This window comes from Algoriphagus zhangzhouensis, from assembly GCF_900148515.1.
Classification (GTDB): Bacteria; Bacteroidota; Bacteroidia; order Cytophagales; family Cyclobacteriaceae; genus Algoriphagus; species Algoriphagus zhangzhouensis.
Genome location: NZ_FRXN01000003.1, coordinates 718381 through 732044, shown reverse-complemented (window position 1 = coordinate 732044; position 13664 = coordinate 718381). Strand labels below are relative to the sequence as shown.

Here is a 13664-nt window from a genome sequence, read left to right as displayed (position 1 = left end):
TTAATTCCATTTTCGAATTTTTTAAATCTAGGGCGTTCGCCCTTTTTGCTCCAAAGCGGATTTATTTAAAAGGTTTAAAATATAGTTCATACTACATAAATTTTAATGTAAAAAGTAAACAGGTGTAAAAACTAATTCTATAATATATTCTTTTTCAACTAGATTCAGTCCTGATGTATCCTGTTGTTATTCAATGATTTGTGTCAGGATGATACAGGATACCGTCTGGTCCAAAATCAAATAGTTTGGGTTTAATATCAATTCATTAAACCCAGCAATATATGATCAAAATTTTAAAAATTCATCTGAAAGGTCTATGGATATTGACCTTATTTTTGATTTTTTTATGTCAAATTCCGGCTTTTTCACAATCCTCTCAGATTAAAGGAGTCGTTACTTCAGGAAATCAAAATGAACCTGTTCCAGGAGCATTAGTCGTAGTCAAAGGCACCCAAAGAGGAACTGTAACAGAAAATGATGGAAGCTTCGCTATTGAAGCTTCAGTTAATGAGACCTTAGTGATTAGTTTCATCGGTTACCGTACCAAAGAAGTACAAGTGACAAGCCAAAATCAGGAGATTCAAGTTTCTTTAGATGTTGATGAGGCTGAATTGGATGAGGTAGTTGTCATCGGCTATGGTACCCAGAAAAAATCAGATCTGACTGGTTCAGTTGGATCCGTGGATGAGAATTCATTAAAGGAAAGACCTGCGGCATCCTTGTCCAATGCTCTTTCCGGAAAAATCCAAGGAGTGAATGTTTCTATCAACTCAGGGCGACCAGGAGGTAGAGCCAATATTCGAATTCGTGGAAATACTTCAGTAAGTATTGCAAATGACCCCCTCTATGTAATTGATGGGGTTATCATGCACGCAGCTGGTTTGGCAAACGGAAGTACACCGATTGATTATATCAATCCGAATGATATTCAATCTGTGGAAGTTTTGAAAGATGCTTCAGCGACTGCTATTTATGGAGCAAGGGGTGCTAATGGGGTTATTCTCGTTACGACCAAAAGAGGTAGTCAAACCGGTGGCTTGATCACATATGAGGGCAATTACAGCATAGGAGTTTTGCCTCGAAAAATTCCACTGTTGAATTCTGAGGAGTTTTTGGCAACTGAGGATCTTGCTTATCAAAATGCTCAAAAATATGATCCAAATGGATGGGCAAATGGAATATATAAAGATCCGGCACTCAAGAGAACAGATCCTAGACTTTTTGATGCCAATGGAAACCCTCTTTATGATACTGATTGGCAAGAAGAAGCTTTCCAACCGGCATTTACTCAAAATCATCAGTTGAATTTTACTTCAGGAAATGTCGATGACAGTTTCGGGGTTTATTTAGGATATCGAGATGAGGATGGTTTGATGGAGAACTCTTGGTTGAAGCGGTATTCTTCTCGGTTTGTTTTTGATAGCAAAATCAAAGATTGGATCAAAGTAGGTGGGGTATTAAGCTATAATGACCAGAAAGAAAGTCAAGTTGATCCTTTAGGAAATGGTGGGATTGTAGCAATGAGGCAAGTTTTGGAAGCCCTTCCAATTATTCCTGTTAGATATCCAGACGGTTCTTGGGCTGGAAATGCAGATTATCCTGGTATGGAAGGTGGCAATAACCCACTTCAAGTGTCCAAAGAGAGGGTTTATTTGGTGAATACCCAAACTGTAATCGGGAATGTATATGCGAATATATATTTGGCGAAAGGATTGGAGTTGCGCTCCAATATTTCTGCCAACATTGTCAACCAGCGTGTCGATTACTATGGAGGTAGGGAGCTGAATTATATAGCTAAAAACCAAAGAGGGGATGCTTATATTTTTAATGATCGATTGAATTCATGGCAATTTGAAAACTACCTTACCTATGTCAAGGAATTTACTCCAAATCATAGACTAAATGCCATGGCTGGCCTTTCTTGGCAACATGTGGATAGATTTAATGCTCAAGCAAGGTCCCAAAACTTCCAGGATGATTATTTTATGTTCAATAATCTCGGTGCTGGTGCCAATGCGATCCAACCACAATCTGGTAGAGTTGCTTATGGCTTGAATTCTTATTTCAGTAGAATAAATTATACCCTAAACAATAAGTATCTATTCACCTTCACCGGTAGAGTGGATGGATCTTCAAAGTTTGGTTCTTCAAATCAGTACGCATTTTTCCCGTCTGCAGCATTTGCTTGGAGAGCCTCTGATGAAGGATTTTTACAGAGTAGCAATACCATTTCAGATTTGAAATTTAGGGCGAGTTATGGTCAGACTGGTAACTCTGAAATTACAGCTTATCAGTCTTTGGCTGGTATGGGTAATTATTCTGTCATTTTCAATGATCAAAGGGAAATCGGTATTGGAATCAGCCGATTGGCAAACCCTGATTTGAGATGGGAGAAAACCAGTCAGGTCGATTTTGGGTTTGAACTTGGTTTCATTCAAAATAGAGTAATGTTTGAGGTTGACCTTTATAGGAAAATAACCAATGACATGCTGTTGAGTGCTCCAGTTCCTTCCAGTAGTGGCTATTCTACTGTAAGTAGAAATGTGGGAAGCATGGAAAACAAAGGGATTGAAATTGGTTTGAATACTGTGAATATTGAAAAGACCAATTTCACCTGGAGTACCACTTTTAATTTCTCCTATAATAAGAATACTGTTAAAGAATTGACTGGAGGTGCAGATATTTTCTTAGGCTCTACCATTGTGAGAGAAGGGGAGTCTGTAGGATCATTTTTTGGATTCATTCATGAGGGAACCTGGAATACCGAGGAGGAGTCAATTGCAGCAACTTATAATAAGAGACCAGGAGATATCAAGTACAAAGATGTCAATGAAGATGGAGTCATTAATGATCAAGATCGAGTGATTATCGGGAAAGGAATACCTGATGGGTATGGGACATTTGCCAACACATTCCGATTGAAGAATTTCGAATTATTGGTGGATATCCAATTTAGCTATGGCAATGATGTCTTGTTTAGAAGTAAGCACTCTGCTGAAGATAGAACAGGTATTGCAAACAGTTTCAAAACTGTGCTGAATGCCTGGACTCCAGAAAATCAAAATACCAATATTGCTCAGATTAGACCATTGACGGCAGGTTATAATACCAATAATGACTCCGATCGAGTTCAAAATGGCTCTTTTGTAAGAGGTAGAAACTTGATGCTTTCCTACAATTTTGACTCACAATTATTGGAGAGAATCAAGGTGAGAAACCTACGGACTTTCTTCTCTGTCCAAAACTTTTTTCTAGCAACAGATTATGCTGGATATGACCCTGAAGTTTCTACCTCAGGTGCAGCCTTTGATCAGGGTGTTGATCTCTATGCTTATCCCAAGCCACGAGTTTTTATGCTAGGTGTTAGTGTTGGTCTTTAATTATTAATTCTGAAAATCATGAACTATATCAAATCATATATAAGAAGAATCATTTGTCTGTCAGCGGTTGTTATCACTGCTTCCTGTGCGGATTTTCTTGATGAAACAGATCAATCCAATTTCACTTTGGATAATTATTTCACCAAGCCTGAGCATGCCGTCAGTGTAGTAAACTCAATTTATCAAAGTATGCAGCCCATTATGAATAGTGGTTTTGGTGGAGGTACTTGGATGATGTTAGAGTTTGCGACAGGTCTGGCAGATACAGAATTGGGACAAGCTCAAAACAGCTTGTTTGTCAAAGATTTAGTGAACACCTCTGATAATGGATATGGTCAGACTTTCTGGACCAATTATTATCGGGGAATTGCAAATGCAAATCTTGCGATAGCAAAGATTCCAGACATGAATATGGATGAAACTCAAAAGCAGGGCCTTTTGGGTGAAGCTAGATTTCTGAGGGCTTATTATTACTTTAATCTGGTTCAGATGTTTGGGAATATCCCCTTGATCACTGAACCAGTGGACTTGACTTCAGAGCAGCTATACCCAAATCCTGTAGCACCAGCTGCCATCTACGATCAGATTGTTGCTGACTTGAAAGAGGCAGAAAACTCTGGATTGCCAATGAGGGATGTATCAGGACGCGTTTCCATGGGAGCTATTAAATCCCTGTTATCCTCCGTTTATTTGACTATGGCTGGTTATCCCCTTCAAAAAGGAAATGAATATTATGGACTTGCTGCCTCCAAAGCCAAAGAAGTGATTGATTCCAATGAGTTTTCTCTATTTGGCTCTTATGGGGATTTACATGATCCTGCCATGAAAAATTTGGGAGAGAATATCTTCATGTCTCAATTTGCAGCTTATATACAACCATCTAATTGGCAAGTTTCGATCATTCCCTACAACAGAGGGATTTCGAATTATAGCGCTGAGACCGGTGGGATCTTTGCTCAGGAAGAATTTGTGAAATCTTATGAGGAAGGTGATAAGAGAGCTGATGAAAAGGAATTTTACTATAGCAGTTATACACTGAGGGAAGACAGAAGCCAAACTTTGGAATTGGGAGATTATTATATCTACAAGCATTTCGATGTAGTAGCTCAGACAAGTACCACGAGTAGTGATCTGAATTGGCCGATTTTCAGATTTGCCGAGGTATTGTTGATTTTCGCTGAAGCATCCAATGAAGCCAATGGTCCAAATGAAGACGCATATGATGCAGTGAATTTGGTTCGAGAGAGAGCAGAATTGAGCCCGCTTTCAGGTTTGTCCCAATCTCAATTGAGAGAAGCTGTTTGGAGGGAAAAATTCTATGAGCTTTCCTTCGAAAACAAAACATGGTTTGACATGGTAAGAATCCGAAAAGGATTCAATGTTACTACCCATGAATTTGAAGACTACGTTGGACATCAATTTGTATATGGACCGACTCTGAAAGAACGCGAGTTGCTATTCCCAATCCCAACTGCAGAGATTAGAAATAATTCCAACTTGGTTCAAAACGCAGGGTATTAATACTGGCTGGGTGCCACAAGGTGAGGGCTTGACTGTCGAGATTCAATGTCCTTCACAGAAGGCTTTATTTGAAAAGGTAAAGCCTTCTATTTCATCTAGCAATTCCTCTTATTTTCAATGATTTTCAGGAATAATTTGAATGCCTTTTAAAATTTCTTAAGTACAATTCCTGAATTAAATATATTGGCCTGTAGTAAGAAGAGAGAAGTTTTTATTTATCTTTTTACTCTCCAATCAACCCAAAATGAAAGATTTAGCAGATTATCCTTATCCCTTGACTGATTTGTTTTCTCAGCCACAATTGGCTCTGGATTGGGAGAAATATAGACTCAGCCAGGAACAAATCGAATTTTTCAATGAAAATGGATATGTGGCTGGAATTCAATTGCTGGATGAAAATCAAATTGAAGTTTTGAAGAAGGCATTGGACGAAGTCATGGATCCTGAGCATCCTTTGCATGGGCTTTTTCATGAGTTTCACAGCAATGAATCAGCGGATCCAAACACAGTCTTATTTCACTCTTTGGGGCATTGGAGGATAGCGGAAGCCTTTCATGATGCCATTTGGAATCCTGCTTTCAGGATGGTCGCATCCCAATTGTTGGGAAATCGAGCAGTTCGCTTTTGGCATGATCAGCTCTTTTGTAAACCTGCACACCATGGTGGAGTGGTGGCTTGGCATCAGGATTATTCCTATTGGACTCGGACAATAGAGATGCAGCACCTGACTTGTTGGTGTGGATTGGATGATGCTACGGAAGAAAATGGCTGTTTGCAATATGTTCCAAGATCACATCGGTGGGGATTACTGGAAAAGCCCGCATTGGCAGGTGAAATGGATGGGTTGATGGCCATGCTGAGCGAGCAGCAGAAAGCTGAATTTAAGCCTGTTTCAGTTCCTTTGAAAGCGGGACATGCAGCATTTCATCACCCTTTGTTGGTACATGGGAGTTTTGCAAATTATTCTGATAAATCTCGAAAAGCCTTTGTGTTGAACGTGTTTGCCGATGGTACAATTTCCAATTCGGATGAACCGCTTTTGGAAGGTGTTCCAGTGATTTCTAAAGGAGAAAAAATGGGAGGTAAATTCTTTCCTTTGATATTTGATCCAGCCGAATTAGAAAATTGAAAGATTTCAAAATTGAAAACCTTGTTTTGTCAGGCTGAGCGAAGTCAAGCCTATTTTGGATGGTAGATTTTATGTCTCTCTATCCAGATTGTTAAAGAAATTCAATTCAAAATTCTGATTCTTATTCAAAATGAAATAAAATAATTGTGCCCAAATTAGAATCACTTATTTTAGGGCTTCTGTACTAATGAATAAAAATAACCTGATGAAAAAGATTGCCTCTTTATTTATTTTCTGTCTTTTTATTTCCTGCGCCTATTCCCAAAATGGTGTGACTTTTCTTCAGTTTGAGGGTGGTCAAGGTCCTGGGAAAGGGAAACATGTAGTTCTTGTAGCTGGTGATGATGAATACCGCTCCGAAGAATCCATGCCTATGTTTGCCAAGATTCTATCACAAACTTATGGCTTCAAAACTACAGTTCTATTTCCGATAGATCCAGAATCGGGAGATATCGTTCCCAATTATCAAAACAATATTCCTGGCTTGGAGCATTTGGAAACTGCCGATTTGATGATCATGCTGATAAGATTCCGTGAGCTTCCAGATGAGCAGTCGCAGTACATCGAAAACTTTTTAAAGGCTGGAAAGCCTATCATTGGATTGAGAACTTCAACCCACGCTTTTGCCTATCAAAAGAATCCGGATTCTCCATTTGCTAAATGGCATTGGAGAAGTGAAAAGGAAGGCTGGGAGAGAGGTTTCGGTCAAAGAATTCTAGGCGAAACTTGGGTAAATCACCACGGTCATCATGCACATGAGGGTACCAGGGGACTTTTGGATGGAACAGATCAATTGAATGATCATCCGGTGCTTCGAGGCGTGAAAGACATCTGGGGATATTCCGATGTATATGGAATCAAGCATCTACCAGCCGAGGCTAATGTTTTGATGTATGGGCAAAGTACAGCAGGGATGACACCTGATTCTCCTATGATGTGGGAAAAGTCGGTAATGCCTGTTGCTTGGACAAAGCCTTATCAAATCGAGGGAGGCTCTCCGGGGATGGCTTTTGCATCGACCATGGGAGCTTCTATGGACTTTGAAAATGCTGACCTTAGACGAATGGTGATCAATGCTGCTTTTTGGCTAGTGGGGATGTCAGATGAAATTACTCCAGATATGTCAGTTGAAATAGTAGGTGAATACAAGCCAACCATGTTCGGCTTTGATACTTTTAGAAAGGGAATGAGAGTGGAGGATTTTAAATAGACCATAGATTTGAATAAGCTATGGACCAAGGTCTATCGACAAAAAACTTGAAATATGAACAAAATAGGATTTAATGTGCTGGCCTGGTCAGCAGAAATGTCAGAGTCATTATTGCCCATCTTGGATCGATTGAAAGAGATCGGTTATGATGGTGCTGAATTTTTTATCGGAGGATCTCCGGAAGAGTCTTTCAAAATGGTGGGGAAACATTGTGCAGATATTGGATTGGAAGTAACTACTGTGACTGTTTTGAGCCCGGAAGAAAACCCGATTTCTCCTGATGGTGCAGTAAGAGAAAAATCAAAAGAAAGACTTCGTTGGGTTTTGGATAGAGCTGCTGATTTGAATTCGCAAGTGCTTTGTGGGCCATTTCATTCAGCTTTCGCGACTTTTGCTTCCCGTGCACCGATGGAGGATGAATACAATTGGTCTGCGGAGGTTTTGCATGAAATGGGAGACTATGCCCAGAAGTTGGGAATCCTATTGACGCCGGAAGCCTTGAATCGATTTGAATGCTATTTGGCAAATACTATGGAACAATTGGATTACTTGTTGACCAAAGTAAATCATCCTAATGTTCAGGCGATGTTTGATACGCATCATGCTAATATGGAGGAGAAGAAACTGGGTTCTGCGATTGAGTTGATCGCACCAAAATTGGGGCATTTCCATATTTCTGAAAATGACCGAGGAACTCCGGGTTCTGGTCATGTGGACTTTGATGAGACTTTTGCCACTTTGAAAAAGGTAGGCTATTCCGGTTGGTTGACAATTGAAGGCTTTACCCGAAATGATCCAGCATTTGCCAATTCTATTGGAGTTTGGAGAAACTTCTCAGAACCTTGGGATATGGCTGAAAACGGATACAAACTGATCCGAGAAAAAGGGGAGAAGTATGGATTGTAATCAGAGATAGATTGAATACATGGAAGCCTTGAATATTACTGTTCAAGGCTTTTTTTATTTTTGTCAGGAAAGTGAGTTTTCAAATAATGATAAAGTTGCTCGACATTATCTCTATCGGCAAAGTCAATAATTGTAACATTATCCTCATTAAACTGAAGATTTAGTTTTCTAAAGCTTATCCTGATTATATTGTTGTCCTCATTCCAGGATGTCAACCCTTTTAAATCATAACTTTTGGTTGAAAATAATTTTGTGATTCTTAGAATAGTGTTGTTATGGTGAACTTTGGAGTAAGATTGAATTATCCAAAAAAAAAGTAAACCGGTGGTAATTGGACAGAGAACCATGGAACCTTTCCAAATCCAATTATCCTCAATATTCCATAAATAGTAAGATATAGCCAAAGCTCCAATGAAATAAAGGAAAGTACTTGAAAGAAGAATTAAGTATTTCATTATTGAAGGAGATTTATCAATTAACCATTAAATATTATTTCTGTTCTTTTTTGTTCAATTTTAATCCTTCGAATTCAATTTCTGCCTTTTTGTTTTATATCCTAAACTGATTCCAATACCTAAACTTAATTCGTTATAGTCATTTAGTTTGTAAAATTTTATAAAAGTCTGAAGGTTCTTAATTCCACCTTGAATTTTAGCTTGGTATTCTAATTTGTCTTGGTAGATACCCAACTTAAAAATTGCTGTAGGGTACATCGGGAGACTAAAATATTTACCAACCCCAATCAAAACTCCTGAAGATGTCTTGTTGAATTGATTTTCTATTTCCGAAAAATTTAAGTGTGAATACCCGGCAATGAATTTAATTTCATGAATATTTAAATCTATTTCAAAAGAGTGGGCATGAAATCTCAGGTTTTGTTCCCAAGAAATTTCTCTATAGTCCCATCTAAAATCTATATCAAAGTCACAGTTTGAGATGGAATGAGCAAATTCGATTTGGGCATTTTGATGATGGTTTTCTTTAAAGTTCGTCTGGTAGCCATATTTTCCTTTTATTACACCTCTAAAAATCCATGGTGAGGCAATTTCAATTTCTCCGCCGATGGGATTATTTATTATTCCACTTTTGGTAAAAAAACTGATTTCTTGTGAATCGAAAAAATCTTTGTTACAATCCCATTTTGCTACAAATACAATCTGATTTTTTCCTTTTAGAGGAACTTCCTCAGTTCTCATCCCTATAAATGAAAAAACTAATGCTGCATTTGGATCACTTACATTTAATTCAAATGTTCCATCTGTTTTAGTAACAGTTCCATTCTCAATACCTTTTTCTTGAACCTGAACCCCTGGAATTGGAGACTTGTCGTCTTTGTCTATGACTTTCCCCGTTATTCGAATTTGACTCCAAGTTTGAAATGAAAAATAGAAGAAAAGAAATAATAAAAGTGAAAGTCTTTTTGTCAATGTTTGGTTGTAATTGGATTCAAGTTGTTGGGGCCATTCATTCTTTAAAGTTTGTGTATTTTAAATACTCTTCTTTTTTGGATCTTGGCGATTGGAAAATAAAGAAATAACCAAAAAATCCGCTACAAATCCTAATGTCGTTTCTCAATTATTTTTCTTTCTAAGCCGAGAAAAAAGCGTGATGGGAAATCTTGAATCAAATTAGTTGACAATTTTATTTCCTTGCACTATAGTAGTTCCACATTTACCATCCTTCTCCAATTCATCTGGGTTATTACCATAGACTTCAATTCCAATTTCCAAGTTTTCTATATAGTTATTGAGAATATAGTTGTTGGTGCAATCTTTCTCTTTTTCAATTCCTTCTGTATTAGTTAACCATTCCTCGTAAGGCCAGACACCAATTGCATTGTGAGTGACATGATCTATGGGGACATTTGTAGGCTCTTTTGAAAAAAAATGATTGTTTTCAACTGTCACATTACCTCCATTTATGGTAAGGCCATGGTAGTTGTCATGAAAAATGTTGTTTGATATTTTCGTGGGTATTGGACTATTGCCAGTAACTCGTATTCCAGTTGGATTATTCCTGAAAGTATTATTTTCAATAATATGACCTCCATAGGAAGTCGTGGTAAAACTGCTTCCAGATTCAGCTTCTTCTATATTTTTTGGCATACAGCATCCAATAATGATTCCATGCCAAGCATACTCAAAAGTAAAGTTCTTAATTGTCTGCGAATCTGCGATTAATTCAAAACCACCACATCCGAAAATTGATGGTTCAATGTCTACCATCTCGTCGGGCTCGCATCCTCGGATGATTGTTCCCTCTTCATGACCTATTAAAGTTAGTTCTGGAACGTCAAGGTCAATTAAGCTACCAATTCGGTAGGTTCCCGGTGAAAATAAAATGACATCCCCAGGCTTTGATAATTTAAGAGTTGAAATAATGAGTTCTCTATCTTCATCAAATAAACCCGTGGGAGGATCTACATATAGTGTATCTCCAAAATTATCAAATGATGGATAAAAGAATTCTTGAGTAGATTTTTGATTGGTGTTTCCTAAAGTCAATAAAACCAATAGACTAAAGAACAGAAAAGAAAAATAGTTCATAGCGTTAAAAATTAGATATTATAAACTGAATATAATGAAATATTATAAAAAATAGATTTTAAATCATTGATAGTTAGGTATTTATAAATTAGTTTTTGATCATCGAGGCTTGTAATTTATGTAGTAGTTAATTATATGTTTAATTCGATTAATAGCTTATCATAAATCTCTCGATTAGATTTTTATTATGATAATAATAAAAAAAGGAGCCTTCATTATTTAATGAAGGCTCCTTTTCAGAGTAAGAATTGGATGTTCTATTTCAATCCTTTTAAATATTTAACAACAACCAGAACTTGGTTCACAGCAGGATGATCCGGCCTGCAATTCGGATAGCTTTAATTTTGGTTTTGCAGATTTAGCTCCTCCTTTTTCTGCATAAACTGTGACGCTATAGATTCCTGTTCCACCATTGTTGAAGTTTTGAATGCCTTCAGTACTTAAATATTTGGAAAGGATATCTTCTGGAATTTGGATAGGCTTTTCTTTTTGAATGGTGATATTCTCAAATCCTTGATCCTGGATGTATTGTAAATATTCAGATTTTTGGATGGCTCCTGCTACACAACCCGCATACATTTCGGCATCCTCTCGAAGTTCTTTGGGAAGCTCACCAACCAAGACAATATCAGAAATACTAAAGTGACCTCCTGGCTTTAAGACTCGGAAGATTTCACCAATTACTTTTTTCTTGTTGGGAACCAAGTTCAAAACGCAGTTACTAACGATCACATCCGCTACATTCTCATTGACAGGCATATTGTCAATGTCTCCTTCACGGAATTCCACATTGTTATAGCCTAGTTTTTCGGCATTGGCACGAGCTTTTTCGATCATGATAGGGGTGAAGTCGATTCCAATGACTTTTCCTTCTAGCCCCGTTTCATGTCTGGCTACAAAGCAGTCATTTCCTGCTCCTGAACCTAAATCAATGACGGTGTCACCTTTTTGGATTTTTGCAAACTGGGTTGGAAGTCCACATCCCAATCCTAAATCAGCATCTTCCAAATAACCTTCAGTTTCCGAGTAATCATCCATCATGATATTGTAGATCTTGTTGGATGGAGTAGTGGCTCCGCAGCAAGAAGCGGCATTTTCTGCTTTTCCTTGCTCAGCGATTTTAGCATATCGCTCTCTGACTATATTTTTTAATTCCTGTTCTTCTTTCATGATTACTCTAATTTGCGTTACTAAAGTACAAACAGCATTTGGCTTAAAATGGATCAAAAGTCACAAAAAACGTGTCTTGAAGAAAATTCCTCCACTATTTCTTCACCCCTGGCCCTTTTACCACCATTCCAGGGAGTGCTCCGGTATGTTCTCCATCTTTGAGGACTTGGGTTCCATTGACAAAGACATGAACCATCCCTGTGGCATATTGCATCGGATCCTCGAAAGTGGCATTGTCCTGAATTTTTTCTGGGTCAAAAATCGCCAAATCCCCATAAAAGCCTACTTTCAAAGCTCCACGCTTCTTGATTTTCAAATTGGTAGCGGGTAAGGTAGTGAGCTTGTAAATTGCTTCTTCCAATGGAATGACTTTTTCATCCCTAACATACTTCCCTAATAATCTGGAGAAGTTTCCAAAAGCTCTTGGATGATAGCTGGACTTTAAAAAAACTCCCTCAATCGAGTAAGAGCCGGCATCAGAGCCAAAGCTCATATAAGGCAATGCGATTTGTTTTTTGACATTCTCCTCGGACATTAAGAAATAGATTGTACCTACTCTGCTTCCATCCTGAACTACCAAGTCCATGGCCGCTTCAGCAGGTGTGGTATTTCTCATTTCGGCTACTTCAGCCAAGGTTTTGCCTGTCAGGTATTTCAAACTGTCGTTTTTAAAACCTACCAAAATGATTTTTTCAGGTCCTTCTACAGCCTGCATCAGGCTTTCCCATTCATTGGTAGGAGTGACCATTTCCTGATAGACTTTCTTGCGAATTGCGGGATCCTGAAGTCTTTCTGCCCATTTCTCATAGCCTCCTTCCTGAACCCAAGGCGGCATGGAAGCGTCCAAACCCGTCGCTCCAGCGATGTAATTGTACATATCTGTGGTGATTTCCAAGCCGGCAGCTCTAGCCGAATCTATTTTGGCGACTACCTGATCAAATTTGCCCCAATTGTCCTGACCACTCATCTTGAGGTGATAGACTTCTGCTCTGATATCTGCTTCTGAGGCGATGCGAATCAATTCATCCAAACTCTCCAATAATCGCCCACCTTCACTTCGCATATGGGAAATGTACATTCCGTCATATTCAGAGGCGACTTTGCAAAGCTCAATCAACTCTTCTGTGCTGGCATAAAAAGCTGGGGCATAGATCAGGGATGATCCCACCCCCAAAGCTCCTTCTTCCATAGCTTTCCTGACCATGTCTTTCATGGATTCCAACTCTTCAGCGGTGGGAGCTCGGTCTTCATAGCCCAAGGCATTGACCCGAACTGTGGTAGCTCCGATAAAAGAAGCGACATTGGTGGACACTCCTTTTTCAACCAAGAAATCCAGGTATTCTGCTAATGAAGTCCATTCGATAGGGAATTTGATGTCTCCTTGGGCTTTGAGTTCCTCTTCCTTCATGGTTTCATTCAAAGGGCCCATAGAAGCTCCTTCTCCAAATACTTCCAAAGTCACTCCTTGTCGAATATCACTTTGGGATCGACCATCCTCAATCAGAGATTCAACAGCCCAACTCAGCATATTGATGAATCCCGGAGCGACTACCAAGCCAGTAGCGTCAATTTCCAATTCGCCTTGTGCTCCATCCAATTTGCCGACCGCTGCGATGGTATCTGCAATGATTCCAACATCTCCGATATATGATGCCTGGCCTGAACCATCCATGATTTGGCCATTTTTGATTAGGATATCATATTTTTCAGGTGAAGAACAGGCTGTGAATAGCAGGATTCCAGCAAAAAGGGAATAAAAAGATTTCATGTTTAAAAGGTTGAGGTGGTGGTTTGTATCCTTT

10 protein-coding genes are annotated in these 13664 nt (G+C 38.7%); 5 read left to right on the top strand and 5 right to left on the bottom strand.

Annotation, left to right across the window (positions count from 1 at the left end; all coding sequences use genetic code 11):
• Nucleotides 1-281: 281 nt before the first annotated feature.
• The 5 genes from BUF13_RS13420 (at nucleotide 282) to BUF13_RS13400 (ending at nucleotide 8146) form a co-directional block, all read left to right on the top strand.
• Nucleotides 282-3380 (top strand): SusC/RagA family TonB-linked outer membrane protein, encoded by a 3099-nt coding sequence (locus tag BUF13_RS13420; protein ID WP_073572302.1) that lies wholly within the window; start codon nucleotides 282-284, stop codon nucleotides 3378-3380.
• An 18-nt stretch (nucleotides 3381-3398) separates the two neighbouring features.
• Nucleotides 3399-4901, top strand: a complete 1503-nt coding sequence (locus BUF13_RS13415; protein WP_073572301.1) for a RagB/SusD family nutrient uptake outer membrane protein — start codon at nucleotides 3399-3401, stop codon at nucleotides 4899-4901.
• A gap of 244 nt (nucleotides 4902-5145) precedes the next feature.
• Nucleotides 5146-6030 carry a phytanoyl-CoA dioxygenase family protein gene (locus BUF13_RS13410; protein ID WP_073572300.1) on the top strand — a complete coding sequence of 295 codons (885 nt, stop codon included), beginning with the start codon at nucleotides 5146-5148 and terminating at the stop codon, nucleotides 6028-6030.
• A 205-nt stretch (nucleotides 6031-6235) separates the two neighbouring features.
• Nucleotides 6236-7240: a ThuA domain-containing protein gene (locus BUF13_RS13405; RefSeq protein WP_243839744.1), complete on the top strand. Its 1005-nt coding sequence runs from the start codon at nucleotides 6236-6238 to the stop codon at nucleotides 7238-7240.
• A gap of 54 nt (nucleotides 7241-7294) precedes the next feature.
• Nucleotides 7295-8146 (top strand): sugar phosphate isomerase/epimerase family protein, encoded by an 852-nt coding sequence (locus BUF13_RS13400; protein ID WP_073572298.1) that lies wholly within the window; start codon nucleotides 7295-7297, stop codon nucleotides 8144-8146.
• 35 nt (nucleotides 8147-8181) lie between these two features.
• On the opposite strand, the gene BUF13_RS13395 is transcribed toward BUF13_RS13400, so the two are convergent.
• From BUF13_RS13395 to BUF13_RS13375, 5 genes are all read right to left on the bottom strand, one after another.
• Nucleotides 8182-8601 (bottom strand): hypothetical protein, encoded by a 420-nt coding sequence (locus tag BUF13_RS13395; protein WP_073572297.1) that lies wholly within the window; start codon nucleotides 8599-8601, stop codon nucleotides 8182-8184.
• Between the two features lie 60 nt (nucleotides 8602-8661).
• Entirely contained in the window at nucleotides 8662-9573 is a 912-nt protein-coding gene (locus BUF13_RS13390; RefSeq protein ID WP_073572296.1) for a carboxypeptidase-like regulatory domain-containing protein, read from the bottom strand.
• Between the two features lie 201 nt (nucleotides 9574-9774).
• The gene (locus BUF13_RS13385) at nucleotides 9775-10692 is read right to left on the bottom strand and encodes a NosD domain-containing protein (RefSeq protein ID WP_073572295.1); all 918 of its coding nucleotides are present in this window, start codon (nucleotides 10690-10692) and stop codon (nucleotides 9775-9777) included.
• Nucleotides 10693-10971: 279 nt separating this feature from the next.
• On the bottom strand, nucleotides 10972-11862 hold the full coding sequence (locus BUF13_RS13380) for an arsenite methyltransferase (RefSeq protein ID WP_073572294.1): 891 nt from the start codon (nucleotides 11860-11862) through the stop codon (nucleotides 10972-10974).
• A 94-nt stretch (nucleotides 11863-11956) separates the two neighbouring features.
• Nucleotides 11957-13630: an N-acyl-D-amino-acid deacylase family protein gene (locus BUF13_RS13375; protein ID WP_073572293.1), complete on the bottom strand. Its 1674-nt coding sequence runs from the start codon at nucleotides 13628-13630 to the stop codon at nucleotides 11957-11959.
• Between the last annotated feature and the right edge of the window lie 34 nt (nucleotides 13631-13664).

Bases quoted from the DNA above. Each gene is read 5' to 3' on its own strand.
- BUF13_RS13420 (WP_073572302.1), top strand. From the start codon at position 282: ATGATCAAAATTTTAAAAATTCATCTGAAAGGTCTATGGATATTGACC.
- BUF13_RS13415 (WP_073572301.1), top strand. From the start codon at position 3,399: ATGAACTATATCAAATCATATATAAGAAGAATCATTTGTCTGTCAGCG.
- BUF13_RS13410 (WP_073572300.1), top strand. From the start codon at position 5,146: ATGAAAGATTTAGCAGATTATCCTTATCCCTTGACTGATTTGTTTTCT.
- BUF13_RS13405 (WP_243839744.1), top strand. From the start codon at position 6,236: ATGAAAAAGATTGCCTCTTTATTTATTTTCTGTCTTTTTATTTCCTGC.
- BUF13_RS13400 (WP_073572298.1), top strand. From the start codon at position 7,295: ATGAACAAAATAGGATTTAATGTGCTGGCCTGGTCAGCAGAAATGTCA.
- BUF13_RS13395 (WP_073572297.1), bottom strand. From the start codon at position 8,601: ATGAAATACTTAATTCTTCTTTCAAGTACTTTCCTTTATTTCATTGGA.
- BUF13_RS13385 (WP_073572295.1), bottom strand. From the start codon at position 10,692: ATGAACTATTTTTCTTTTCTGTTCTTTAGTCTATTGGTTTTATTGACT.
- BUF13_RS13380 (WP_073572294.1), bottom strand. From the start codon at position 11,862: ATGAAAGAAGAACAGGAATTAAAAAATATAGTCAGAGAGCGATATGCT.
- BUF13_RS13375 (WP_073572293.1), bottom strand. From the start codon at position 13,630: ATGAAATCTTTTTATTCCCTTTTTGCTGGAATCCTGCTATTCACAGCC.